Genomic DNA, 25,489 nt, shown 5'->3' on the forward strand with positions numbered 1-25,489 from the left:
CCATGTGGTCCCCCGCCCGGGCGCCTGCCCGGGCATCACGAGCGGCGGAGGTGCACAGGCCCATGAAGACGACCCCGACCATCGGCCGTGTCCCGGTACGGGACGTCCGGCCGTGCGTCGACCGCGGCAGGCGGCCGGCGAAGGCCGTCGTCGGTGAGGCGTTCGAGGTGACGGCGAGCGTGTTCCGGGAGGGGCACGACGCGGTGGCGGCCAACGTGGTGCTGAAGGATCCGGAGGGGCGTCCGGGTCCGTTCACGCCGATGCGGGAGCTGGCGCCGGGCTCGGACCGGTGGGGCGCGGAGGTGGTCGCGGACGCGCCCGGCCACTGGACGTACCGCGTCGAGGCCTGGGGCGACCCCGTGACGACCTGGCGGCACGTCGCCACCGTCAAGGTTCCGGCGGGCATCGACACCGGGCTGGTCCTGGAGGAGGGCGCCGGCCTCTTCGCGCGCGCCGCCGCCGGGGTGCCGCGCGACGCGGGACAGGACGTGATCCTGGAAGCGGCCGCGATCCTGGGCGACGACACCCTCCCCTGTGCCACCCGGCTGGCGGCGGCGTTGACGCCGGAGGTGGACGCGGTGCTGGCGAAGCACCCGTTGCGGGAGCTGGTCACCAGCAGTGAGCCGCTGCCCCTGCTCGTCGAGCGGGAGCGCGCCCTGTTCGGGTCCTGGTACGAGTTCTTCCCCCGGTCCGAGGGCACGCCCGAGCAGCCGCACGGCACCTTCGACACGGCCGCGCGCCGGCTCCCGGCGATCGCCGCGATGGGCTTCGACGTCGTCTACCTGCCCCCCATCCACCCGATCGGCACCACCTTCCGCAAGGGCCCCAACAACACCCTGGACGCCGGCCCGGACGACGTGGGCGTGCCGTGGGCGATCGGCTCCCCCGAGGGCGGCCACGACGCCGTGCATCCGCGCCTGGGCACGCTGGAGGACTTCACCCGGTTCGTGGACCGCGCCCGGGACCTGGGCATGGAGGTCGCCCTCGACTTCGCCCTCCAGTGCTCGCCGGACCACCCGTGGGTGCACAAGCACCCCGAGTGGTTCCACCACCGCCCCGACGGCTCCATCGCCTACGCGGAGAACCCGCCGAAGAAGTACCAGGACATCTACCCGATCGCGTTCGACGCCGACATGGACGGCCTGGTCGCGGAGACCTGCCGGATCCTTCGGCACTGGATGGACGCCGGGGTGCGGATCTTCCGGGTGGACAACCCGCACACCAAGCCCGTCGTGTTCTGGGAACGCGTCATCGGGGAGATCAACGCCGGCGACCCCGACGTCATCTTCCTGGCGGAGGCCTTCACCCGCCCGGCGATGATGCACACCCTGGCCCAGATCGGCTTCCAGCAGTCCTACACCTACTTCACCTGGCGGAACACCAAGCAGGAACTGACGGAGTACCTGACCGAACTGTCGGGGGAGGCCGCCTCCTACATGCGGCCCAACTTCTTCGCCAACACCCCCGACATCCTGCACGCCTACCTCCAGCACGGCGGCCGGCCCGCCTTCGAGGTCCGCGCCGTCCTCGCCGCCACCCTCTCCCCCGCCTGGGGCATCTACAGCGGCTACGAACTGTGCGAGAACACCCCGCTGCGCGAGGGCAGCGAGGAGTACCTCGACAGCGAGAAGTACCAGCTCAAACCCCGCGACTGGGAAGCCGCCGCACGCGAGGGCCGCACCATCGCCCCCCTGATCACCCGCCTCAACACCATCCGCCGGGACCATCCCGCGCTGCACCGGCTGCGCAATCTCCGCTTCCACCGCACCGACAACGACTCCGTCCTGGCGTACAGCAAGCGCCAGGGCTCCGACGTCGTGCTCGTGGTCGTCAACCTCGACCCCCATCACGTCCAGGAGGCGACGGTCTCGCTGGACATGCCGCAACTCGGCCTGGACTGGCACGAGTCGGTGCCGGTGCGCGACGAGCTCACCGGCGAGACCTACCACTGGGGCAGCACCGACTACGTGCGGCTGGAGCCGGGGCGGGCTCCAGCACATGTCCTGCACGTCCAGCGACCGCCCGCCGCACAGCGAAACGGAGGGCCAGGAACGCCATGACCGTGAACGAGCCAGTGCCGGACACGTTCGAGGACACACCGGTCAGGGACCGGGATCCCGACTGGTTCAAACGCGCCGTCTTCTACGAGGTCCTCGTCCGCTCCTTCCAGGACAGCAACGGGGACGGCATCGGCGACCTCAAGGGCCTGACCTCCAAGCTGGACTATCTGCAGTGGCTGGGCGTGGACTGTCTGTGGCTGCCGCCGTTCTTCAAGTCGCCGCTGCGCGACGGCGGGTACGACGTCGCCGACTACACCGCCGTGCTGCCCGAGTTCGGCGACCTCGCCGACTTCGTGGAGTTCGTCGACTCCGCCCATCAACGCGGCATGCGCGTGATCATCGACTTCGTCATGAACCACACCAGCGACCAGCACCCGTGGTTCCAGGAGTCCCGCAAGGACCCGGAGGGCCCCTACGGCGACTTCTACGTCTGGGCGGACGACGACACCGGCTACCCGGACGCGCGCATCATCTTCGTCGACACCGAGGCGTCCAACTGGACCTACGACCCGGTGCGGAAGCAGTACTACTTCCACCGCTTCTTCTCGCACCAGCCGGACCTGAACTACGAGAACCCGCGCGTCCAGGAGGAGATGCTGGCGGGTCTGCGGTTCTGGCTCGACCTGGGCATCGACGGGTTCCGGCTGGACGCCGTCCCCTATCTGTACGCGGCCGAGGGGACGAACTGCGAGAACCTCCCGGCGACGCACGCGTTCCTCAAGCGGGTCCGCAAGGAGATCGACACCCAGTACCCCGACACCGTCCTCCTCGCCGAGGCCAACCAGTGGCCCGAGGACGTCGTCGACTACTTCGGCGACTACACCGCCGGCGGCGACGAATGCCACATGGCCTTCCACTTCCCGGTCATGCCCCGCATCTTCATGGCCGTCCGCCGCGAGTCCCGCTACCCCGTCTCCGAAATCCTCGCCAAGACCCCCGCCATCCCCTCCGGCTGCCAGTGGGGCATCTTCCTGCGCAACCACGACGAGCTCACCCTGGAGATGGTCACCGACGAGGAACGCGACTACATGTGGGCCGAATACGCCAAAGACCCCCGCATGCGCGCCAACATCGGCATCCGCCGCCGCCTCGCCCCCCTCCTCGACAACGACCGCAACCAGATCGAACTCTTCAACGCCCTGCTGCTGTCCCTGCCCGGCTCGCCGATCATCTACTACGGCGACGAGATCGGCATGGGCGACAACATCTGGCTCGGCGACCGCGACGCCGTCCGCACCCCCATGCAGTGGACCCCCGACCGCAACGCCGGCTTCTCCTCCTCCGACCCCGGCCGCCTCTACCTGCCGACGATCATGGACCCGGTCTACGGCTACCAGGTCACCAGCGTCGAAGCCTCCATGGCCTCACCCTCCAGCCTGCTGCACTGGACCCGGCGCATGATCGAGATCCGCAAGCAGAACCCCGCGTTCGGCCTCGGCTCCTACACCGAACTGCCCTCCTCCAACCCCGCCGTCCTCGCCTTCCTCCGCGAGTACGAGGACGACCTCGTCCTCTGCGTCAACAACTTCTCCCGCTTCGCGCAGCCCACCGAGCTCGACCTGCGCGAGTTCAACGGCCGGCACCCGGTGGAGCTGTTCGGCGGGGTGCGGTTCCCGGCCGTCGGCGAACTGCCCTACCTGCTGACCCTCGGGGGCCACGGCTTCTACTGGTTCCGGCTCACCCGAGTCGCATCCCGCATCGGCCGACGACTGTGAGCGTGTGCCGGCGAGAGGAGGCGTCACGATGACGAAGACCGCATTCCTGCGCCCGCGGAGCGCGCCCGCCGAGTCCCTGGAGTCGCTCGCCGGGCTGCTGCGCGAGTGGCTGCCGTTGCAGCGCTGGTTCGCGGGCAAGGACCGTCCCGTCACCGATCTCGGCGTGCTGTCCACGACCGAGCTGTTCCCGGGCTGTCTGCACGTGCTGGTGCACGCCGGGCACGGTGGTGTGCCCGCGCCCGGGGGCGCCACCCCCGCCGGCGACTGCTACCAGCTGCTGCTCGGGGTGCGCGAGCGGCCCTCGCCCCGCCTGGGCAAGGCGCTCATCGGCACCGTGCGGGACGGTCTGCTGGCCGGGCTGACGGTCTACGACGCCCTCCAGGACCCGCGCGCCGCCCAGCTGCTGCTGGAACGGCTGCGCCGGCCGGGCACCGCGGGCCCGCTGCACTTCGAGGGCGACCCCGCTCAGGAGGTCCCCTCGGGTCTGGTGCCGCGGACGCTCAACGCCGAGCAGTCCAACTCCTCGCTGGTGTACGGCGACGAGTACATCCTGAAGGTCTTCCGGCGCATCCAGCCCGGCGTCAACCCCGACCTGGAGGTGCCCGGGGCGCTGGCCCGGCAGGGCTGCCACCGGGTGCCGGCGCCGGTGGCCTGGCTGCGTACCACGCATCCGTTCAAGGCGACGCTCGGTGTGCTCCAGCCGTATCTGCGCAACGCCGCCGACGGCTGGACGCTCGCGCTCGACGCGCTCGCCGCCGGGGACGACTTCACCGCGCAGGCGCACGCCCTCGGCCGCGCCACGGCCGACGTCCACCTGGCGCTGTCCTCCGCGTTCCCCGTCGGCACGCCCGGCGAGAACGGGCGGACGGCGGCCGCGATGACCGAGCGGCTGACCGCGGCCGCGCACGCCGTGCCCGCGCTCCAGCCCTACGTGCCGGGGCTGCGAAGCGCCTTCGCCGCGCTCGCCACCTGCGACGCGGGGCCGCCCGCCCAGCGCATCCACGGCGACCTGCACCTCGGCCAGGTGCTGCGGGCGGGACGCGAGTGGTTCGTGATCGACTTCGAGGGCGAGCCGTCCCGGCCGCTCTCCGAACGGCGCAGCGCCCACTCCCCCGTGCGGGACATCGCCGGGATGCTGCGCTCCTTCGACTATGCCGCCCGGCAGCGCCGTCCGTGGCGCCCGGAGTGGGCGCGGCGCTGCCGCGAGGCCTACTGCGCGGGCTACGCGGCCCGTGCCGGCTGGGACCCGCGCAAGAAGCACGGCCTGCTCCGCGCCTACGAGACGGACCGGGCCGTGTACGAGGTGCTGTACGAGGCCCGGCACCGACCCGACTGGCTGCCCGTACCCATGGCGGCGATCGAGCGCCTCGCCGTGAGAGGAGACTGAAGCCGTGGCCCTGCACGAAACGCCGCTGCCCGGACCGGGCGGGCCCGCCCCGTCCGCCGCCGCCGACGGGGCGGCCGCGCCCGCCCTCGACCCGCACGACCGGGGCCGTCTGCTGGCGGGCGCCCACCACGATCCGCACGCCCTGCTGGGCGCCCACCCGGTGCCCGGCGGGGTCGCCTTCCGGGCGCTGCGCCCCTTCGCCCGCGAGGTGAGCGTGGTCGTCGACGGCGTCCGCACTCCGCTGGTGTCCGAGGGCGACGGACTGTTCTCCGCCGTGCTGCCGCTGGACGAGGTCCCCGAGTACACCCTCGCGGTGGCGTACGGGGACGACGAGCCGGTGGAGACGCACGACCCGTACCGCTTCCTGCCCGCGCTCGGCGACTTCGACCTGCACCTGATCCGCGAGGGCCGGCACGAGGAGCTGTGGACGGCGCTCGGAGCGCACCCCATGACCCACCAGGGCGTGACCGGCACCCGTTTCACCGTGTGGGCGCCGAACGCGCTCGGGGTGCGGCTCGCCACGGACTTCACGTACTGGGACGGGACGGCGTTCCCGATGCGGTCGCTGGGATCGTCCGGCGTGTGGGAGCTGTTCCTGCCGGACGTCGGCGAGGGCACCTGCTACAAGTTCGAGATCCACTCGCGTCACGGCCACCGGTTCCTCAAGGCGGACCCGATGGCCCGCCGTACGGAGGCTCCGCCCAACACCGCGTCGGTGGTCACCGCCTCGCACTACCGGTGGGGCGACGACGAGTGGCTCGCACGGCGCGGGGACGTGCCCGTGCACGAGGCGCCGTTCTCGGTGTACGAGGTGCACCTGCCCTCCTGGCGGCCCGGGCTCACCTACCGCGAGCTGGCGGAGGTGCTGCCCGCGTACGTGAAGGACATGGGGTTCACCCACGTCGAGCTGATGCCGGTCGCCGAGCACCCGTACGGGCCGTCCTGGGGCTACCAGGTCACCGGCTTCTACGCGCCGACCGCCCGGCTCGGCACCCCGGACGACTTCAAGTACCTGGTGGACGCCCTGCACCGGGCCGGGATCGGCGTGATCATGGACTGGGTGCCCGCGCACTTCCCGCGCGACGACTGGGCCCTGGCCCGGTTCGACGGGGAGCCGCTGTACGAGCCCGGCGACTCGCGGCGCGCCGACCACCCGGACTGGGGGACCTTCACCTTCGACTACGCCCGCACCGAGGTGCGCAACTTCCTGGTCGCGAACGCCGTGTACTGGTGCCAGGAGTTCCACATCGACGGGCTGCGGGTCGACGCGGTCGCCTCCATGCTCTACCTCGACTACTCGCGCGAGGACGGCGGCTGGGAGCCCAACGCCTACGGCGGCCGTGAGGACCTGGCCGCGATGGCGTTCCTCCAGGAGATGAACGCCACCGTGTACCGACGCTGCCCCGGAGTGGTGACCATCGCGGAGGAGTCCACGGCGTGGGGCGGGGTGACCCGGCCCACCGACACCGGCGGCCTCGGGTTCGGGCTGAAGTGGAACATGGGCTGGATGCACGACTCGCTGGAGTACGTCGCCCACGAGCCGGTGCACCGCAAGTACCACCACCACGAGATGACGTTCGCGATGGTGTACGCCTACAGCGAGAACTACGTGCTGCCGATCTCCCACGACGAGGTGGTGCACGGCAAGCAGGCACTGGTGTCGAAGATGCCGGGCGACTGGTGGCAGCGGCGGGCCAACGTCCGTGCCTACCTCGGCTTCATGTGGGCCCACCCCGGCAAGCAACTCCTCTTCATGGGGCAGGAGTTCGCCCAGGGCGCGGAGTGGTCCGAGAAGGCGGGCCCCGAGTGGTGGCTGCTGGACGAGGGCTACCACTCGGCGGGCGACCACCGCGGCGTGCAGGACCTGGTGCGCGATCTCAACGCGCACTACCGGCGGCTTCCGTCGCTGTGGCAGCGCGACACCGACCCGTCCGGCTTCCGCTGGGTCGCGGTGGACGCGGCCGACGACAACGTCTTCGCGTTCCTGCGGTACGACACGGAGGGCCGGCCGCTGCTCGCGGTGTCGAACTTCTCCCCCGTGATCCGGCACGACTACCGGTTCGCCGTCGGCGACGACGTGGTCGCCTGGGAGGAGATCCTCAACACGGACGCGGCCCGCTACGGCGGCGGCGACGTGGTGAACCCGGACCCGGTCAAGCCCGAGGACGGGCACGTCCGGCTCACCCTTCCCCCGCTCGCGACGGTCTGGCTGGCGCCCACGCCGCTGTGAGGCCGCGCTCCGGCGCCCGGCGGCCCCCGGCCGACGACACCAGGTGTTCCGCGCCCCGCGCGGGGCATGCGGGTCGTACGGCCGAGGGCTGCTCGGCGTCGACGTGGCAGGCAGAAGGGCGAGGCATCAGGTGCGCACCGTGGGAGTGGAGGAGGAGCTCCTCCTGGTCGATCCGGAGACGGGTGAACCGCGGGCGATGTCCGCGGCGGTGCTCGCCCGTGCCGAGCGGGAGGACGCGGGGCAGGACGTCTTCGAGAAGGAACTGCACGAGCAGATGGTGGAGTTCGCCACCCATCCGCAGTCGTCCATGGAGAGCCTGCTCGCGGAGATAGCCCGCTGCCGCAAGGAGGCCGCGGGCCACGCCGAGGAGATCGGCTGCACGGTCGCCGCGCTGGCCACGTCGCCGCTGCCGGTCAGCCCGGCGGTCGGCATGAACGAGCGGTACCGGTGGATGGAGCAGCAGTACGGCATCGCCACCCGTGAGCAGCTCGTCCTGGGCTGTCACGTGCATGTGTCGGTGGAGTCCGACGAGGAGGGCGTCGCCGTCCTCGACCGGCTGCGGCCCTGGCTGGCCGTGCTGACCGCGCTGAGCGCGAACTCGCCGTTCTGGCAGGGCAAGGACTCGGGGTACTCCAGCTATCGCAGCCGGGTGTGGCAGCGGTGGCCGTCGGCGGGGCCGACCGAGCTGTTCGAGTCGCCGGAGCGGTACCACCGGCGGGTCGCCGAGATGGTGGCGACCGGGACGATCCTCGACGAGGGGATGATCTACTTCGACGCCCGGCTGTCCGAGCGGTACCCGACGGTGGAGATACGGGTTTCGGACGTCGCGCTGCACGCGGAGACGGCGGGGCTGGTGGCCACGCTGACCCGGGGGCTGGTGGAGACGGCGGCGCGGGAGTGGCGAGAGGGCCGCGAGCCGGTCGACCCGGGGGTCTCCCTGCTGCGGCTGTCCGCCTGGCAGGCGGCCCGCTCCGGCCTCACCGGCGAGCTGCTCCACCCCCGGACGATGCGGAGGATGCCCGCCGAGGCGGTCGTCCGCGCACTCCTCGACCACATCGCGGACGCCCTCTCCGACCACGGCGACCTGGACCGCGCCCGCGAGGGCTGCGAGCGTCTGCTCCGCGACGGCAACGGGGCGATGATCCAGCGCGCCCTTCTGGAACGCACGGAAAGCCTCCGGGACGTGGTCACGGAGTGCGTCCGCCACACGCAGGCGTAGCCGGACAGCTCGTGCGGGTGCGCGCGGGCTGGTCGCGCAGTTCCCCAGTTCCCCGCGCCCCTGCAGGGGCGCGGGGAACTGCGCGGAGGGGGGTTCGGGGGCGGAGCCCCCGAGGGCGGGGGTCAGGCGCCCACTACCGCGGAACCGCGGCCAGGCGCGGGCCGTGCGGGACCCGGCCGCCTGCGAGGGGTGCGGGCGGCTGTGGTGGCGGCCCGTCAGACGAGCAGGATGATCGCGTAGACCAGGAAGAACGCCGCGATGAAGGCCACCACGACGAGGATCGCGGTCAGGGGGCCCTTCGCCCAGCCCTTGGCGGGGTTGTGCGACAGCTCGTACGGGCCCGCCTCGGGCATGCTGCTCTCCGCGGGCGGCGTCTCGCCCGGTGGGACGCCGCCGCCCGCCTCGAGGCCGGTGGTGCGGTCCGGATCGGGATCGGGATTGACGTAGGTCATGGACACCGGGTCCCCAGAAAGCGGCCGGATCATCAGTGCGGACACACTTGACGTGATCCCGGCCCAGGGCGCGGCCCGCTGGACTACATTCATGCACCGCCACCCCCCGTCACCGTGAGGAGCAGTGCATGCGCGACCTCGCTCTCGCTCCGCCGTCCGCCCCGCCCCTGACCGGCGGCCTCGCCGACAGCCTGTTCGCGAGGGCGGCCGAGAGCCCGACCCTGCCGGTGCTGGCCCGCCGCACCGGCGCCTCCGCCGCCTGGGAGGAGGTCAGCGCCGTCGAGTTCCGCGACGAGGTCGTCGATCTGGCCAAGGGCCTGATCACATCCGGTGTCTCGCCGGGCACCCGCGTCGCGATCATGGCGCGCACCCGTTACGAGTGGACCGTCCTGTGCCACGCCCTGTGGACGGTGGGCGCCGAGGTCGTGCCGATCTACCCCACCTCGTCGCGGGAGCAGGTCGAGTGGATCCTGCGCGACGCCGGCTGTGTGGCCGTGCTGGTCGAGGACGAGCAGAGCGTGATGACCGTGGGCTCCGTGTGCGCCCAGCTGCCCCGGCTGCGGCACGTGTGGCAGCTCGACGCGGGCGCGCTGGACCAGCTGATGGCGCGCGGCGAGGCCATCCCCGCGGCCACGGTCGACTCGCTGCGGCGGATCGTGCCGCCGGACGCCACGGCCGTGGTGGCGTACACCTCCGGCACCGCGGGACACGCCATGGGCTGCGCCATCAGCCACCGCGGCCTCGCGTTCATCTGCGACACGCTGCTGGCGGGCTGGGGGCATGTCGCCGCGCCGCCCGGCGAGCAGGGGTCCGTGCTGGCGTTCCTGCCGTTCTCGCACGTCTACGGGCTGATGATCCAGAGCCTGTGCATCCGCGGCGGCCTGCTGATGGGGCACGAGCCGGACCTCGGCGCGGACGCGCTGTCCACGTCGCTGCGCTCGTTCCGGCCCACGTATCTGTACGCGGTGCCGTCCCTGCTGGAGAAGATCTACAAGAACTTCCTGCGCGCCTCGCAGCTGTCGGGGCGCGGGGCGCTGTTCGGGCGGGCCGCCGACACCGCGCGGGACTTCGCGGCGGCGACGGAGCGGCAGCGCCTCGGACGCGGCCCTGGGCCCGGTCTCGACCTGCGGATGCAGCACGCCCTGTACGAGCGGACCGTGTACCGCAAGCTGCGGGCGACCCTCGGCGGCCGCGTGCTGCGTGCCACATCGGGCGGCTCGACCCTCTCCCGGGACCTGTCCCTCTTCTACGAGGGCATCGGCATCTACGTGCACGACGGCTACGGCCTCACCGAGACCAGCGGCGGCGTCACCATGCAGCCGTACGGCCGGGAGAAGTCGGGGACGGTCGGGCAGCCGCTGCCGGGCACCGCGGTCAAGGTGGCCGAGGACGGGGAGATCCTGGTGCGCGGGCCGTCGGTGTTCCAGGGGTACATCGGCGACCCGGCCGCCACCCGGGCCGCCCTGCGGGACGGCTGGCTGGCCACCGGCGACCTGGGCCGGCTGGACGGTGAGGGCTACCTGACGATCACCGGCCGCAAGAAGGACATCATCATCACCAGCAGCGGCAAGAGCGTCGCCCCGGCCGCCCTGGAGCAGCGGCTGCGGATGCACCCCCTCGTCCACCAGGCCGTGGTGGTGGGCGACAACCGGCCGTGCGTGGGCGCCCTGATCACGCTGGACCCGGACTTCCTGGCGGACTGGCGGGCGGCGCTGTCGCTGCAGGGCGACGCCCCGGCGCGCGAGGCGCGGGAGGAGAACGCGCTGCGGGAGGAGGTCGGGCGGGCCGTCGCCGCGGCCAACAGCAGCGTGTCCCGCTCGGAGTCGATCCGGGTGTTCCGTGTGCTGCCGGAGCCGTTCGACGTGTCCAACGGCCTGCTGACGCCGTCGATGAAGCTGCGCCGGGACGACATCGTGCGCCGCTACGCGCTGGAGATCGACGCGATGTACCAGTCCCGTACGCGCCCGGCGCGCCCTCCGGCGCCGGCCGACGCGTCGGTGTGGGACGAGGACAACGTGTTCCGCTGATCACGCCCGCGCCGGGGTGCGGGGTTTGTCACCCCGCACCGTCGGGCAGGCGGGCGCGTAGGCTCCGCCCGCACGGGAACCCACAGATCGGGGAACGCAACAGCAGCGACGACCGCCCCGGCAGCTACCGGGGCCTGGAAGGCGACATGGCACCCGAGTCGCGTAGGGACAGAACACTGGCCGGCGAGGAGATCACGAGCCGCATCGCCAGCTTCCCGGGGGAGCTGCACGATGTGACGGACGCACGCCTGGTCGCGGAGGGATTCCTCTTCGACCTGGCCCGTGCGTCGGCGCCCTCGGCGCCGGAGCACTGGGACGACATACTCCTGGTGGTCACGGAACTGGCCGCCAACGCGGTGCAGTACGCCCCCGGACCGTTCGAGCTGCGGCTGCGCCGCACGTTCGACGGGGTGCATGTGGTGATGCACGACACCAGCACCACCGAACCGGCCCCGCGGCCGTTCCATCCGCACAGCGGCGGGGGCGGCATCGGGTGGCATCTGATCCACACGCTCTGCGACCAGGTGAGCGTCGTGACGCACGAGCAGGGCAAGGACATTCACGTCTTCCTGCCGTGGTGAGCGCCCCGGAGGCCGGATGCCGGGGCCCGCGCTCATCCGGCGGGCCGCTCCTCACGGGGCAGCTCGCTGTAGTAGTGGCCGACGGCGGTGAGATAGACGTGGTCCATGGTCTCGCTGTCGGTGCGGAAGCGCGGCGCGGCCTTCAGCTCGGCCCGGGTGCAGGACACCGTCAATTTCCGCCCGGCGGTGTCGACGGAGGTGATCACCCCGACGGGGACCAGCAGGCTGCGGCCGAACACCCACACGCCGGTGTCCACGACGAGGTGCGGCATGCCGTGATGGCCGGCCTGGCGGTCGACGTGGCCGGCGGTTCCGTCGCTCGCGACGACGGTGTAGCCCGTGAGGTCCGCCCCGCGGGCGTGGTCCAGGCCCGGCGCGTACGACCAGATGCTGTCGGTGGGCACTGCTTCCGGCCTCCCCGAGAAACGACTGCTCCCCATGAACTGCTCCCCCTTTCGCAGGAGCGGGGCCGGAACTCCGCCCCTCTCCACTCTCCACCCGAGCAGATACCCGTCCGGTGGGCACACATTCGAACGGCGACCGTCGAATGCGGCCAACCTGGCCGGACGGACGTAAAATGGGGTCAGGTACCCCGCTTTCGCGGGACCATGCACGCGGGGGGACGTGTTCCTCGTCCGGTCCGGAAAGCCCGCCACTCGCTTTGTGGCGCGCCCGCGAGGTGGGTTAACCTGCGGCGTATTTCTCGCCGCGCGACTCCGCTGATCTGCGGAAATGCGCACTGAATGGGGCCGGAACGAGGGTGCGCATGACCAGGGGAAGCACCGAGGGGACCGACACGGTGCCGGGGGACAAGGAGCTGAGGCAGCTCCTCGCGGGGCTGACGGCCGTACGGGACGGGGACTTCGGGACCCGGCTGCCCGATGACGCCGACGGGCTCATGGGGGACATCGCCAAGGTCTTCAACGGGATGGTGGACCAGCTGTCGCTGTTCACCTCCGAAGTCACCCGTGTCGCCCGCGAGGTGGGCACGGAGGGGACGCTCGGCGGTCAGGCGCAGGTGCCGGGGGTGTCGGGCACCTGGGCGGACCTCACCGACTCGGTGAACGCCATGGCGGGCAACCTCACGGCGCAGGTCCGCAACGTCGCCCAGGTGACGACGGCCGTGGCGAAGGGCGACCTGTCGCAGAAGATCACCGTCGACGCCCGCGGCGAGATCCTCGAACTCAAGAACACCATCAACACGATGGTCGACCAGCTCTCCGCCTTCGCCGACGAGGTCACCCGCGTCGCCCGCGAGGTCGGCACCGAAGGACGCCTCGGCGGACAGGCCGACGTGCAGGGGGTCAGGGGCACGTGGCGTGACCTGACCGACTCGGTGAACTTCATGGCCGGCAACCTCACCGGTCAGGTGCGCAACATCGCGCTGGTCGCGACGGCGGTCGCGCAGGGCGACCTCTCGCAGAAGATCACCGTCGACGCCCGCGGCGAGATCCTCGAACTCAAGAACACCATCAACACGATGGTCGACCAGCTCTCCGCCTTCGCCGACGAGGTCACCCGCGTCGCCCGCGAGGTCGGCACCGAAGGACGCCTCGGCGGACAGGCCCAGGTGCGGGGGGTGTCGGGCACCTGGAAGGACCTCACGGACAACGTCAACGTGATGGCGTCCAACCTGACGAGCCAGGTGCGCTCCATCGCCCAGGTGGCCTCCGCCGTGGGCCGGGGCGACCTTTCGCAGCGGATCCGCGTCGAGGCGGCCGGCGAGGTCGCGGCGCTCGCGGACGTCATCAACACGATGGTGGACACGCTGTCCGCGTTCGCCGACGAGGTCACCCGCGTCGCCCGCGAGGTCGGCACCGAAGGACGCCTCGGCGGACAGGCGCACGTGCCGGGTGTCGCGGGCACCTGGAAGGACCTCACCGACAACGTCAACTCCATGGCCAACAACCTCACCGGCCAGGTGCGCAACATCGCGCTGGTGACGACGGCCGTGGCGAAGGGCGACCTGTCGAAGAAGATCGACGTGGACGCGCGCGGCGAGATCCTGGAGCTGAAGACGACCATCAACACGATGGTCGACCAGCTCTCCGCGTTCGCCCAGGAGGTCACCCGCGTCGCCCGGGAGGTCGGCACCGAGGGCCGCCTCGGCGGACAGGCGGAGGTCGAGGGCGTCTCCGGCACCTGGAAGCGGCTCACCGAGAACGTCAACGAGCTGGCCGGGAACCTCACCCGGCAGGTCCGCGCGATCGCCGAGGTGACCAGCGCGGTCGCCGAGGGCGACCTGACCCGCTCGGTGAACGTGGAGGCCTCCGGCGAGGTCGCCGAGCTCAAGGACAACATCAACGCGATGGTGGAGTCCCTGCGCGAGACCACCCGGGCCAACCAGGAGCAGGACTGGCTCAAGACCAACCTGGCCCGGGTGTCCGGGCTGATGCAGGGTCACCGCGACCTGCCCGTGGTCGCGGAGCTGATCATGGACGAGCTGGTGCCGCTGGTGTCCGCGCAGTACGGCGCGTTCTACCTCGCGGAGGACGGCGAGGGCGGCCCCGAGCTGCGTCTCGTCGGCTCCTACGGCTACCCCGACGACAGCGGGCGGCCGACGCGCATCGCCTTCGGCAAGACCCTCGTCGGACAGGCGGCGCGCAGCCGGCGCACCATACTGGTGGACCAGCTGCCGCCGGACTACGTGACCATCTCCTCCGGGCTCGGCCAGGTGGTGCCGACGGCCCTGGTGCTGCTGCCGATCGTGGTCGAGGGCCAGGTGCTCGGCGTGATCGAGCTGGCGTCGGTGACCTCGTTCACCCAGATCCACCAGGACTTCCTGGAACAGCTGATGGAGACCATCGGCGTCAACGTCAGCACCATCGTGGCGAACGCCCGCACCGACGAACTGCTGGTGGAGTCGCAGCGGCTCACCGCCGAACTCCAGGAACGGTCCGCGGAGTTGCAGACCCAGCAGGAGGAACTGCAGCGCTCCAACGCCGAACTGGAGGACAAGGCTGCGCTGCTGGCCTCGCAGAACCGGGACATCGAGGCGAAGAACCTGCAGATCGAGCAGGCCCGGCAGGAACTCGAGGCGCGGGCGCAGCAGTTGTCGCTCGCCTCGAAGTACAAGTCGGAGTTCCTGGCGAACATGAGCCATGAGCTGCGCACCCCGCTCAACAGCCTGCTGATCCTGGCCCAGCTGCTCGCCCAGAACCCCTCGCGCAACCTCTCCCCCAAGCAGGTGGAGTACGCGCAGATCATCCACTCGGCGGGCTCGGACCTGCTGCAGCTGATCAACGACATCCTCGACCTGTCGAAGGTCGAGGCGGGCAAGATGGACGTCAGCCCCGAGCGGGTGGAGCTGCGCCGTCTCGTCGAGTACGTCGAGGCCACCTTCCGGCCGATGACCATGCAGAAGAGCCTGGACTTCACGATCACCACCGCGCCGGGCGCGCCCGCGGACCTGCTCACCGACGACTCGCGGCTGCGTCAGGTGCTGCGCAACCTGCTGTCCAACGCGGTGAAGTTCACCGAGCGCGGCCAGGTGGAGCTGCGGATCGAGCCGGCTCCGGACGACGAGGTGCCCCAGGAGGTGCTGCGGGGCGGTCCCGTGGTCGCCTTCCGGGTACGGGACACCGGGGTGGGCATCCCGGAGCAGCACCTGGAGTCGATCTTCGGCGCCTTCCAGCAGGCCGACGGCACCACCAGCCGCAAGTACGGCGGCACGGGCCTGGGTCTTTCCATCACCCGGGAGATCGCGCACCTCCTGGGCGGCGCTGTCACCGTGGACAGCGTCGCGGGCCAGGGCTCGACGTTCACGCTGTTCCTGCCGGTCGCCCGGCCCGACTTCGAGCAGCAGCTGCGGCCCGCGCCGGCCGTGGAGAGCGAGCCGGCCGGACAGGACCTGCCGGAGGCGGCGTCCCCGCGGACGCCCGCGATCGAGGCGGCGCCCGCCTCGCAGGGGCAGCGTCCGCGCCGCCTGCTGGTGGTGGAGGAGCGGCCCCGTGGGCTGCTCACCCTGGTCGCGGAGAGCGTCGTGCAGGACGTCGCCCACACGGGCGGCGGCTCCCGCCCTTCGGTCGACATCATCACCGCCGTCGGCGCGCAGGAGGCGGCCGGAGCGCTGGCCGCCGACCCCTGCCACTGCGTGGTGCTGGAGCTGGGCATGGCGGAGGCGGAGGTGACCCGCTTCCTGGAAGCGCTGCGCGGCGACTCCGCCCTGGCGAGCGTGCCCGTCCTGGTGCACAGCGGGCACCGCGCCGACGCCGGGGTGGAGGCGAACCTGCGGGACCGCGCCTCGGGCACGGCGCTGGAGTTCCTGTCCAGCCTGGACGAGCTGCGGGAGCGGATCGCGCTGCACCTGTCGGCGGAGGAGCCCGGCGACGTGCTGTCGCTGGTGCGCCCGGACGAGGCGCAGCGGACTGCGCCGGAGACCGTGGTCGACGGCTCGTTCGCGGGCCGGACGGTGCTGGTCGTCGACGACGACGCGCGGAACCTCTTCGCGCTCAGCGGCATCCTCGAGCTGCACGGTTTCCGGGTGCTGCACGCCGAGGACGGCCGCAAGGGCATCGAGAGACTGGTGGACAACCCGGACGTCGCGCTGGTCCTGATGGACGTGATGATGCCCGAGCTGGACGGGTACGCCGCCACGGCCGAGATCCGCTCGATGCCGCAGTACGCGGACCTGCCGATCATCGCGGTGACCGCGAAGGCGATGCCCGGGGACCGGGAGAAGAGCCTCGCGTCGGGCGCCAGCGACTACGTCACCAAGCCGGTCGACAGCCGTGAGCTGATCGCCTGCGTCCACCGCTGGCTGCCGGCATGAGCGTCACGGAGGACCAGGGGCACATGGGCGAGCCGACGCCCGACGAGATGGAGCTGCGGCGTCCCCCGGCCGGTCCGGCAGGCGTGGCCACGGACTCACCCGTGGGCCGGCTCGCGGCGACGGTGGACAGGCTGAGCCGCGAGGTGCGGGCCGCGCAGGCGGAGGCCGAGGGGCGGGCACTGATCGAGCTCGCCAAGGGCATCCTCGTGGAGCGCCTCGGGTGCGGTCCGGCGCAGGCGGCCCGGCAGCTCGCCGAGCTGACGGAGCAGGCGGGGACGACCCAGCTGGAGTTCGCCGTCGAGGTGATCAACCAGGCCGCCCGGGACCGGATGTCCGAGGTGACCCACGCCTTCCTGGCCGCCACCCGGGCGGCCGGCGAGGCGGAGGCGGACCCGGCCGCCGTACGGCTGCGGGCGGCGGAGAGCGGGGTGCTCGCCGCCGACGACACCCAGGCGGTCGCCGAGTCGCTGCTGGAGCAGGCGCTGCGCCCGCTGGGCGCGGTGGCCGTGGCGATCTGGGCGGCCGGCGCCGACGGGTCGCTGACCCTGGCCGGCAGTGCGGGCTTCTCCCCCGCCGAGGCGGCGCGCTGGTACTACGTGCCGCCGGACGTGGCGACGGTCGCGCGGTGCGGTCTGGCCGAGCGCGAGGGGCTGTGGATCGAGTCGCTGGCCGAGCGGGGGCTGCCCAGTGTGGGCCGGCACCACCACCCGGACGGCGGCCGTGCGGCCGTGCCCGCCGGCACCGGCGGGCGGGTGTACGGCGTGCTGGAGATCGTCTGGCCCGTTCCGCTGCCACCGCAGCGGCCGCAGATCGTACGGCAGGTGGAGGCCCTGGCGGAGCTGTGCGCGCACACGCTGGAGACGTACGCGGTGCCCGACGGGCCCGCCCGTCCGGAGCGGGTGCTGCCGGACACGGCCGAGCTGATGGACCTGGCCGACGGGCTGTACGACCCGGCCCTGGTGCTGGTGCCGCACCTGGACGAGTCGGGGAACCTGCTCGACTTCCGCATCCAGCACGTCAACAGCCGTTTCCTGGACCCGGCGGGCCGGCCGCGCGGCATGGTCGGCGGGGCCCTGCTGCTGGAGGCGTACCCGATGGCGGCCGGGGAGAGCGAGCTGTTCGCGCGGATCGAGCGCGTGTACGCCACGGGTGAGCCGTTCCGCGCCCGGCGCATGCATCTGACCGCGCTGGTGGACCAGGTGCCGCTGTCGGCGGTCGCGGACATCAGCGTCAGCCGGCACGGCGCGGGAATCCTGTTCATCTGGCGTATCGAGGACGAGACGGCCCGGCTGGCGAGCCTGCTGCAGCACGCGCAGCGGCTCGGCCGGATCGGCGGGTTCGAGGAGAACCTGCTGACCGGTGAGATCACCTGGAACGACCAGCTCTTCGACCTGTACGGGCGACCGGAGACCAGTTCCCCGGTGCCGCTGGAGGACCTTCCGGCGCACGCGCACCCGGACGACGCGGTGGCCATCGGCCGTTTCCTGCGCACGCTGCTGCACCACCGGCGCCCGGCCTCGGCCGCGTTCCGGCTGCAGCGGCCGGACGGCGTGACCCGGCACATCCGGGTGGTCGCCGAGCCGGTGCTGGACACCGACGGGCGGCTGCTCACCGTACGGGGCGCCTACCAGGACATCTCGGCCCAGCACTGGACCGAGGTGGCGCTGGCGGCGACCCGTGACCAGCTCGCGCACACCGAGCAGCAGGCCAGCGAGCGGGACCGGCTGGCGCTGCAGCTCCAGCGGGCGATCATGCCGCCGACGCAGGCGCCGCTGCAGATGCCCGACCTGGACGTGGCCGTGCGCTACCGGCCCGCAGAGGCGGAGCAGCTGGTGGGCGGCGACTGGTACGACGCGGTGGTGCTGCCGTCGCGTCTGGTGCTGCTGTGCGTGGGCGACGTGGCCGGTCACGGCATCGAGGCGGCGACGAGCATGGTCGTGCTGCGCAACGCGCTGCGCGGGCTGGCCGTCACCGGCGCGGGCCCCGGGCAGCTGCTGTCGTGGCTGAACATGGTGACGCACCATCTGACCGGCGGGGTCACGGCCACGGCGGTCTGCGGCCTGTACGACCCGGCCACCCGCGTCCTGCGGTGGGCGCGGGCGGGTCATCTGCCGCCGGTGCTGGTGCGCGGATCCGAGGCGGCCCCGCTGCCGGCGGTGAGCGGTCTGCTGCTGGGCGCCGTCCCCGAGGCGCGCTACGAGGAGGGCGAGGTGCAGCTCGCCGCGGAGGACAACCTGCTGATGTACACGGACGGGCTGATCGAGCGGCGGGACCGCTCGGTGGAGGAGTCGCTGACGCACCTCCTCACCACCGCGGCCACGGTCCCGGGCTCGCTCGACCAGCGGCTGGACCGCCTGCTCACGTACAGCCGGTCGGACACCGACGACGACACCTGCATCGTGGGGATCAGAGTGGGTTAGGTCACCCCGACGGCCGATCGGGCGGGGGCAGGCATGAGGGGGCGATTCGGGGGTACGCGCGGCTGCGCGACGAAGAGCTTGATCACCTTGTTGGAGGTACTCGTGCCCATTGCCCAGGACCCGTTGTCCGTCGAGGTGACACTTCCTCGTGAGGACGTGGCCCTCGTGACCGTCGAGGGCTACTTGGACGTCGACACCGCGACCGAGTTCCAGCACCATCTGGCGAACCAGCTGCACCACGGGCGCCGGCACTTCCTGCTGGACCTGTCCGCGGTGCCGTTCATGGACTCCTCCGGTATGAACATCATCCTGCGCGTCTACCAGGAGGCGCGGGAGCTGCCGGGGAGCGTGCACATCATCTCGCCCACCCCCGCGGTGCGCCGGATCCTCGATCTGACGGGCGTCAGCATCACCGTGCCCGTGTCGGAGAGCCTCGACGAGGCGCTGGACCGCGTCGACCGTCCTCAGGCGGCCCCGGCCGAGCCCGAGGTCTGAGCGGGACCGCCCCGCCTGCCCGGCCCCGTCACGGGTCCGGGCGCTTTGTGACGATCAGGAGGAGAGCAGACAGGTGCCGGAGCACGAAGCGGACGCGACCCACTCGACGCCCGCCAGGGAGGTCGGGGACTTCCTGCGGCGGCGACGGGAGCAGATAGCCCAGCGATGGGCCGACGAGCCCCTGTTCCGCACGGTGTTCACCGTCTCGCGCGACGAGGCGGTGGACGCGGGCCGGGTGATCGTGGACGCGCTGGCCCAGGTGGCCGACGCGCAGCGGATCGAGGACCCGGACGCCGCGGGGTTCACCGGGGTCCGCGAGCAGCTCGCCCGGATGGGGGCGGCCCGCTCCCGCGCGGGGCTGTCCACCACCCAGGTCTCCAGCGAGCTGGCCGCGCTGCTGCCGCCGGTGGAGAACCTCCTGGTGGCCGATCTGGAGCAGGAGGACCCCGAGCGGCGGCGGGAGTGCGCCATCGCGCTGAGCGTGCTGATGGGCACGCTGCGGCTGGTCACCATGCAGACCGCGCTCAGCGAGAACCAGGCCCTGATCGACCGGCAGCGGCTGCAGCTGCTGGAGGTGGCGACACCGGTGATCAAGCTCTGGGACGGGATCGTGGCGGTCCCGCTGATCGGGACGCTGGACAGCGCCCGCAGCCAGGTGGTGATGGAGACGCTGCTGGACGCGGTCGTCGACCAGCGCGCCCGGTTCGCGATCCTCGACATCACGGGTGTGCCGACGGTCGACTCGCTGGTCGCGCAGCACCTGATGAAGACGGTCGCCGCCGCCCGGCTTATGGGTGCCGAGTGCGTCGTCTCCGGCATCCGCCCGGCGATCGCGCAGACCATCGTCCATCTCGGCCTCGACCTCGGCACGGTCAAGACCCGCGCCAGCCTCGCCGACGCGCTCGGATACTGCCTGAACGAGCTGGGCGCGAACATCGTGAACGCTCCGGCCGAGGGTGCGGTCCGGCGGTGAGCGAACACTTCGCCCGCCCGGTCGCGGGCCATGTGCCGGTGCTGCGGCTCGGTGACGTGCTGCTGGTCACCTTGCAGGGCGACCTGCACGACGGCATGGCGGCCCAGCTCCAGCAGGACCTGGCCGAGACGATCGTCGCCAGCCGGGTCACCGGGGTGGTGATCGACATCTCAGGGGTGGAGATCGTCGACTCCTTCCTGGGCCGGGTCCTGGCCGAAACGGCGGCGCAGACCGAGCTGCTGGCCGCGCGGACCGTGGTGGCGGGCATGCGGCCCGCGGTGGCCATCACGCTGGTGGAGCTGGGCCTGACGTTCCCGGAGCTGCGTACGGCACTGAACACGGAGGCGGCTCTGGCGATGCTCGCGCAGCCCGTCGTGGCGAACAGGCCCGGCGGCGAGGGGAGACCGTGATGGACACCGCCGCGGACGTGGAGGCGCGGCTGCCCATCCGGTCGGACATGGACCTCGCGTGGGTGCGTCAGCACGTGCGGCAGGCCGCCACCCGGGTCGGATTCGGTCTGGTGGACCAGACGAAGCTGGTGACGGCCGCCAGCGAGCTGGCCCGCAACACGCTGGTGCACGGCGGGGGCGGTGTGCTGGAGACGACGCGGGTCACCGCCGCCGACGGCACGGCCGGGCTGCGGCTGACCTTCTCCGACGAGGGCCCGGGGATCCCGGATCTCGAGCGGGCCCTCAGCGACGGCTACACCTCCGGCGACGGACTGGGCATGGGGCTGGGCGGGTCGCGGCGCCTGGTGCACGACTTCGAGGTGGACAGCACACCGGGGACGGGCACCACGGTGCGGGTGACCTCCTGGGTGTCCCGGCCGGTCCGGCCGCGCGGGGGTGCGTGATGCCGCGTGTGTGGCACGTGCCGGTGCACGACGCGACACGGGTGCGCGACGTCAGGGTGGCGGCGGAGGATGCCGCGGCCCGCGCCGGGCTGGACGAGCAGCGCCGCGCGGCGTGCGCGCTGGTGGCCACCGAGTTGGCGACCAACGTGGTGAACCACGCGAAGGCCGGCGAGGTGGTCGTCGACGTCGTCGACCCCGCCGTGCTGCCGGAGGGGCGGCCGGGACGGGCCGTGCAGATCACCGCCCTCGACCACGGGCCGGGCATCGCCGACGTGGCCGGCGCGTTCGAGGACGGCTTCACCACCGGCGGCTCGCTCGGGGCGGGCCTGGGCACCTGCCGGCGGATCGCCGACGCGTTCGGGCTGCACAGCGAGGTGGGCCGGGGCACGGTCGCGGTGGCCCGGGTCGGCCCCGCCACCGCCGGGCTCGTCCCCGAGCAGGACCCGGCACACGCCCTCGGCGTGCACGCCGGCGGCGTCAACGTGCCCTTCGCGGGCGCGCAGCAGTCCGGCGACGCCTGGTCGTGGGTGCGGTCCGGCGACCGGGTGACGCTGATGCTGGCGGACGGTCTCGGCCACGGCGCCGAGGCCGCCCGCGCCTCCGACGCCGCCGTCGAGGAGCTGCGCCACTGCGCCCGGCTGCCGCCCGCCGAGATGCTCCAGCGGCTGCACACCGCGCTGTCCGGGACCCGCGGCGCGGCGGTCGCCGCGGCCCAGCTCGACACCTGGACCGGGCGGCTGCGCTTCGCGGGCATCGGCAACGTGACCGCGCGGCTGCGGGACGGCGGACGCTGGCGGACGCTGCTGTCCCGGCCCGGGATCGTCGGCGCCCACCGGCCGCGCACGGTGCGCGAGGACGAGGCGGACTGGACCCCCGGGAGCCTGCTGATCCTGCACACGGACGGGCTGCCGTCGCGCTGGACGCCGCCCGCGGGCACCGGCGTGCCCCCTGCCGACCCGGCCGTGACGGCGGCCGTGGCGGTCCGCGACGCGGGCAGCGCGGCACGTCCGGTGCGGGACGACACCACCGTGGCCGTGCTCGCCAACGTCCCGGAGGCTTCCTCATGACGCGTGCCTGGCGCATCGCGACCGTCACCGACGCGGCCCGCGCCCGGATCGCCGTGGCGCGGCTGGCGGCCGCGTGCGGGGTGCCCACCGTGGAACGGACCCGGCTGGCCGTGTCCCTCAGCGGGCAGCTGCGGCAGTGCCTCACCAAGGGCGGCACCTGGCTGCTCACTCTGGAGGGCACCCGGGGCGCGGACGGCGGTCCCGGTGAGCTGCACGTGGTGGTCGTCCCGGCTCCGGACGGCGCCGCCGGGGACCGCACCCCGTGGACGGCGGGTGTGCCCTGCCCCGAGCCGGGCCGGCTGTCCGGTCCGTGCACGGTGCCGGAGGATGCGGCCGCGCTGTCCGAGGGGCTGCTCGGGGCCGACGAGGACACCTCGGTGGTGCTGGAGGAGCTGACGGAGCAGGAGGGTCTGGTCGCCTTCCACCGGGAGGAGCTGCACCAGACCAACCAGGGCGTCCTCGCGCTGCACGCCGAGCTGGACGCGGCGGGCAGGGCGCAGCGGGAGGCGTTCGCCGCGGAGCGCCGGGCGCGCACCGAGGCGGAGAACGCGCGGCGGCGGCTCACGTTCCTCGCGGACGCCAGCGCGGTGCTGACCGCGTCGCTGAACCACGACGAGATCCTGCGCCGGCTGCCGGAGCTGCTGGTGCCGCGGTACGCCGACGGCGTCGACGTGTGGCTGTTCGACCAGGAGGACGGCCGGCCGCTGCCCGCCGACCATCCGGGCGCGGCGGTGCAGGCGGCCCGCACCGGGCGTCCGCAGTACGCCGCCGACCATCCCGGCAACCTGCCGGGCGTGGAGGACCGGCCGCCGTCGGCGCTGGCCCCCCACCGGCCGCTGCTGTGCGTGCCGCTGCTGACGCCGCGCCGGGCGCCGCTGGGCGTGCTGATCCTGTCGCCGCAGGGCGAGCGGTGGGACCCGGACGACGCGGTGATGCTGATCGAGCTGGCCCGGCGGGCCGGGATCGCCCTGGACAACGCGCGCCGGTTCGAACACAACCGGGACATCGCGGAGACGCTGCAGCGCGCCCTGCTGACGGAGCTGCCGTCCGCCCCGGGCGTGGGGCTGGCCGCGCGCTATCTGCCCGCCACGCACGGCCTGAACATCGGCGGTGACTGGTACGACGCGTTCCGGCAGCGGGACGGCAGCCTGGTCACCGTGATCGGCGACGTGACCGGGCACGGGCTGCACGCGGCGGTGATGATGAGCCAGCTGCGCACCGCGCTGCGCGCCTACGCGGTGGACGGCGACAGCCCCGGGCAGCTGCTCACCCGGCTGCACGGCTATCTGCGCCATCTCCAGCCGGACTTGTTCGCGACGGCCGTCATCGCCCGCTTCCACCCGGAGGACCGGACGCTGACCTGGGCCGCGGCCGGCCATCCGCCGCCGGTGCTGCGGCTGCCGGACGGTGAGGTGCGCACGCTGGACGCCAAGCCGGGCGCGATGCTGGGCATCCCGCTGAGCCAGGACATTCCCGACCACACCGAGCGGCTGGCGCCCGGCTCGACGCTGGCCCTCTACACCGACGGTCTGGTGGAGCGGCGCTCCCACGGCATCGACCCGGGCATCGAGCGGCTCGGCTCGGTCCTCGCCTCGTTCGACCGCGCGGAGCTGGACACCGACCTGGAGGACGCGGCGGACCGCCTTCTACGGCCTCTGCTCAGCGACTCCGAGCGTGACGACGACGTGTGTCTGCTGCTCTGCCACCTGCGCGGCTGAGGGCGCGCAGGGTTCTCCGCCCCGGCGGTTCCCGGTGCGGTCCGGGGCCGGTGCGGGCATCGTGGAGCTGAACAGGGGCACGCGTCAGGCATCGACGTTCCAGGCGGACCGCCTGAAGCCGCACGAAGGGATGGACATCGTGACACGACCCAGGATCCTCGTGGTGGGCGCCGGTTTCGCCGGTGTGGAGTGCGTGCGGCGGCTGGAGCGCAGGCTCACTCCGGGCGAGGCGGAGCTGACGCTGGTGACGCCGATGTCCTACCAGCTGTACCTTCCGCTGCTCCCCCAGGTGGCCTCCGGGGTGCTGACGCCCCAGTCGATCGCGCTCTCCCTGCGGCGCAGCGAGAAGTACCGGACCCGGATCATCCCGGGCGGCGCGATCGGCGTGGATCTGCGGGCCAAGGTGTGCGTCATCCGGACCATCGCCGGGGACACCGTCGACGAGCCGTACGACTACATCGTGCTGGCGCCCGGCAGCGTCACCCGCACCTTCGACATCCCGGGTCTCACCGACCACGCCTTCGGGCTGAAGTCGCTGGCCGAGGCCGCCTACCTGCGCGACCACGTGATCTCCCAGCTGGACCTGGCGGACGCCTGCACCGACCCGGCGGAGCGCGCCTCGCGGCTGCAGTTCGTGGTGGTCGGCGGCGGCTACGCGGGCACCGAGACCGCGGCCTGCCTGCAGCGGCTGACGCACGCCGCCGTCAAGCGCTACCCACGCCTCGACCCGGGCCTGATCAAGTGGCATCTGATCGACATCGCGCCCAAGCTGATGCCCGAGCTGGGCGAGAAGCTGGGCCGCAGCGCCCATGAGATCCTCACCCGGCGCGGCATCGAGATCTCGCTGGGCGTGTCCATCGCCAAGGCGGGCGGCGAGGAGGTCACCTTCACCGACGGCCGGGTGGTGCCCACGCGCACGCTGATCTGGACCGCAGGGGTGGTGGCCAGCCCGCTGATCGGCACGCTCGACGCGGAGACCGTACGGGGCCGGCTCGCGGTGAACGCGGACATGCGGCTGCCGGGGTACGACGGGGTGTTCGCGCTCGGCGACTCGGCCGCGGTGCCGGACCTGGCCAAGGGCGACGACGCGGTGTGCCCGCCGACCGCGCAGCACGCGCTGCGGCAGGGCCGGCACGTCGCGGAGAACGTCATCGCCACCCTGCGGGGCCGGTCGACCCGGCCGTACGTGCACCAGGACCTGGGGCTCGTGGTGGACCTCGGCGGCACCGACGCGGTGTCCAAGCCGCTCGGCTACGAGCTGCACGGCCTGCCCGCCCAGGTGGTGGCCCGCGGCTACCACTGGTCCGCGCTGCGCACCGGGGTGGCCAAGACCCGTGTGATGACCAACTGGCTGCTGAACGCGGTCGCCGGTGACGACTTCGTGCGCACCGGTTTCCAGGCGCACCGGCCGGGCAGTCTGCGCGACTTCGAGTACCTGGACGCCTACCTGACACCGGAGCAGGTGCGGGCGCACGTCGAGGAAGCGGGCCGGGCGGCTCGGTGACCCGGCGCACGGAGGCC

General features: G+C 72.6%; 18 protein-coding genes. 16 read left to right on the forward strand and 2 right to left on the reverse strand.

Annotated features, from left to right (window positions below):
- The first annotated feature begins 62 nt into the window (after positions 1-62).
- The 5 genes from MTR79_RS19410 (at position 63) to MTR79_RS19430 (ending at position 8,611) form a co-directional block, all read left to right on the forward strand.
- Positions 63-2,060 (forward strand): alpha-1,4-glucan--maltose-1-phosphate maltosyltransferase, encoded by a 1,998-nt coding sequence (locus MTR79_RS19410; protein ID WP_244791520.1) that lies wholly within the window; start codon positions 63-65, stop codon positions 2,058-2,060.
- Positions 2,057-3,775, forward strand: coding sequence for a maltose alpha-D-glucosyltransferase (treS, locus tag MTR79_RS19415; RefSeq protein WP_244791521.1), 1,719 nt, complete (start codon positions 2,057-2,059; stop codon positions 3,773-3,775). The genes MTR79_RS19410 and treS overlap by 4 nt, the downstream gene beginning before the upstream one ends.
- Before the next feature lie 28 nt (positions 3,776-3,803).
- The gene (locus tag MTR79_RS19420; RefSeq protein WP_244791523.1) at positions 3,804-5,162 is read left to right on the forward strand and encodes a maltokinase; all 1,359 of its coding nucleotides are present in this window, start codon (positions 3,804-3,806) and stop codon (positions 5,160-5,162) included.
- A 4-nt stretch (positions 5,163-5,166) separates the two neighbouring features.
- Entirely contained in the window at positions 5,167-7,392 is a 2,226-nt protein-coding gene (gene glgB / locus MTR79_RS19425) for a 1,4-alpha-glucan branching enzyme (protein WP_244791525.1), read from the forward strand.
- A 130-nt stretch (positions 7,393-7,522) separates the two neighbouring features.
- The gene (locus tag MTR79_RS19430; protein WP_048460874.1) at positions 7,523-8,611 is read left to right on the forward strand and encodes a glutamate--cysteine ligase; all 1,089 of its coding nucleotides are present in this window, start codon (positions 7,523-7,525) and stop codon (positions 8,609-8,611) included.
- 215 nt (positions 8,612-8,826) lie between these two features.
- Here the strand turns inward: MTR79_RS19430 and MTR79_RS19435 are convergent, their stop codons facing one another.
- Complete coding sequence (locus MTR79_RS19435) at positions 8,827-9,063, reverse strand: DUF6480 family protein (RefSeq protein WP_048460875.1); 237 nt, start codon at positions 9,061-9,063, stop codon at positions 8,827-8,829.
- A 128-nt stretch (positions 9,064-9,191) separates the two neighbouring features.
- On the opposite strand from MTR79_RS19435, the gene MTR79_RS19440 reads away from it, so the two are divergent.
- Positions 9,192-11,090: an AMP-dependent synthetase/ligase gene (locus MTR79_RS19440; protein WP_244791527.1), complete on the forward strand. Its 1,899-nt coding sequence runs from the start codon at positions 9,192-9,194 to the stop codon at positions 11,088-11,090.
- Between the two features lie 146 nt (positions 11,091-11,236).
- Positions 11,237-11,671: an ATP-binding protein gene (locus tag MTR79_RS19445; protein ID WP_086699499.1), complete on the forward strand. Its 435-nt coding sequence runs from the start codon at positions 11,237-11,239 to the stop codon at positions 11,669-11,671.
- Between the two features lie 32 nt (positions 11,672-11,703).
- On the opposite strand, the gene MTR79_RS19450 is transcribed toward MTR79_RS19445, so the two are convergent.
- Positions 11,704-12,075, reverse strand: coding sequence for a hypothetical protein (locus MTR79_RS19450; RefSeq protein ID WP_086699497.1), 372 nt, complete (start codon positions 12,073-12,075; stop codon positions 11,704-11,706).
- Positions 12,076-12,437: 362 nt separating this feature from the next.
- On the opposite strand from MTR79_RS19450, the gene MTR79_RS19455 reads away from it, so the two are divergent.
- From MTR79_RS19455 to MTR79_RS19495, 9 genes are all read left to right on the forward strand, one after another.
- Complete coding sequence (locus tag MTR79_RS19455; protein WP_086699496.1) at positions 12,438-16,442, forward strand: HAMP domain-containing protein; 4,005 nt, start codon at positions 12,438-12,440, stop codon at positions 16,440-16,442.
- A gap of 47 nt (positions 16,443-16,489) precedes the next feature.
- The gene (locus tag MTR79_RS19460) at positions 16,490-18,862 is read left to right on the forward strand and encodes a SpoIIE family protein phosphatase (RefSeq protein WP_086699505.1); all 2,373 of its coding nucleotides are present in this window, start codon (positions 16,490-16,492) and stop codon (positions 18,860-18,862) included.
- A 102-nt stretch (positions 18,863-18,964) separates the two neighbouring features.
- Positions 18,965-19,357, forward strand: a complete 393-nt coding sequence (locus MTR79_RS19465) for an STAS domain-containing protein (RefSeq protein ID WP_086699504.1) — start codon at positions 18,965-18,967, stop codon at positions 19,355-19,357.
- A 73-nt stretch (positions 19,358-19,430) separates the two neighbouring features.
- Positions 19,431-20,330, forward strand: coding sequence for an STAS domain-containing protein (locus tag MTR79_RS19470; RefSeq protein ID WP_048456626.1), 900 nt, complete (start codon positions 19,431-19,433; stop codon positions 20,328-20,330).
- Positions 20,327-20,740, forward strand: a complete 414-nt coding sequence (locus tag MTR79_RS19475; RefSeq protein ID WP_048456625.1) for an STAS domain-containing protein — start codon at positions 20,327-20,329, stop codon at positions 20,738-20,740. The genes MTR79_RS19470 and MTR79_RS19475 overlap by 4 nt, the downstream gene beginning before the upstream one ends.
- Positions 20,740-21,183 (forward strand): anti-sigma regulatory factor, encoded by a 444-nt coding sequence (locus tag MTR79_RS19480; RefSeq protein WP_086699494.1) that lies wholly within the window; start codon positions 20,740-20,742, stop codon positions 21,181-21,183. The genes MTR79_RS19475 and MTR79_RS19480 overlap by 1 nt, the downstream gene beginning before the upstream one ends.
- Positions 21,183-22,250 carry a SpoIIE family protein phosphatase gene (locus MTR79_RS19485; RefSeq protein WP_086699493.1) on the forward strand — a complete coding sequence of 356 codons (1,068 nt, stop codon included), beginning with the start codon at positions 21,183-21,185 and terminating at the stop codon, positions 22,248-22,250. Before MTR79_RS19480 ends, MTR79_RS19485 begins: the two co-directional genes overlap by 1 nt.
- The gene (locus tag MTR79_RS19490; RefSeq protein WP_244791529.1) at positions 22,247-23,968 is read left to right on the forward strand and encodes a SpoIIE family protein phosphatase; all 1,722 of its coding nucleotides are present in this window, start codon (positions 22,247-22,249) and stop codon (positions 23,966-23,968) included. Before MTR79_RS19485 ends, MTR79_RS19490 begins: the two co-directional genes overlap by 4 nt.
- A 130-nt stretch (positions 23,969-24,098) precedes the next feature.
- Positions 24,099-25,472 carry an NAD(P)/FAD-dependent oxidoreductase gene (locus tag MTR79_RS19495; RefSeq protein ID WP_048456621.1) on the forward strand — a complete coding sequence of 458 codons (1,374 nt, stop codon included), beginning with the start codon at positions 24,099-24,101 and terminating at the stop codon, positions 25,470-25,472.
- The last annotated feature ends 17 nt before the right edge of the window (positions 25,473-25,489 follow it).

It is taken from the genome of Streptomyces sp. BJ20 (genome assembly GCF_022869105.1).
GTDB lineage: Bacteria > Actinomycetota > Actinomycetes > Streptomycetales > Streptomycetaceae > Streptomyces > Streptomyces griseoincarnatus.

Bases quoted from the DNA above. Each gene is read 5' to 3' on its own strand.
- MTR79_RS19410 (WP_244791520.1), top strand. From the start codon at position 63: ATGAAGACGACCCCGACCATCGGCCGTGTCCCGGTACGGGACGTCCGG.
- treS (WP_244791521.1), top strand. From the start codon at position 2,057: ATGACCGTGAACGAGCCAGTGCCGGACACGTTCGAGGACACACCGGTC.
- MTR79_RS19420 (WP_244791523.1), top strand. From the start codon at position 3,804: ATGACGAAGACCGCATTCCTGCGCCCGCGGAGCGCGCCCGCCGAGTCC.
- MTR79_RS19435 (WP_048460875.1), bottom strand. From the start codon at position 9,063: ATGACCTACGTCAATCCCGATCCCGATCCGGACCGCACCACCGGCCTC.
- MTR79_RS19440 (WP_244791527.1), top strand. From the start codon at position 9,192: ATGCGCGACCTCGCTCTCGCTCCGCCGTCCGCCCCGCCCCTGACCGGC.
- MTR79_RS19445 (WP_086699499.1), top strand. From the start codon at position 11,237: ATGGCACCCGAGTCGCGTAGGGACAGAACACTGGCCGGCGAGGAGATC.
- MTR79_RS19455 (WP_086699496.1), top strand. From the start codon at position 12,438: ATGACCAGGGGAAGCACCGAGGGGACCGACACGGTGCCGGGGGACAAG.
- MTR79_RS19460 (WP_086699505.1), top strand. From the start codon at position 16,490: ATGGAGCTGCGGCGTCCCCCGGCCGGTCCGGCAGGCGTGGCCACGGAC.
- MTR79_RS19480 (WP_086699494.1), top strand. From the start codon at position 20,740: ATGGACACCGCCGCGGACGTGGAGGCGCGGCTGCCCATCCGGTCGGAC.
- MTR79_RS19485 (WP_086699493.1), top strand. From the start codon at position 21,183: ATGCCGCGTGTGTGGCACGTGCCGGTGCACGACGCGACACGGGTGCGC.
- MTR79_RS19490 (WP_244791529.1), top strand. From the start codon at position 22,247: ATGACGCGTGCCTGGCGCATCGCGACCGTCACCGACGCGGCCCGCGCC.
- MTR79_RS19495 (WP_048456621.1), top strand. From the start codon at position 24,099: ATGGACATCGTGACACGACCCAGGATCCTCGTGGTGGGCGCCGGTTTC.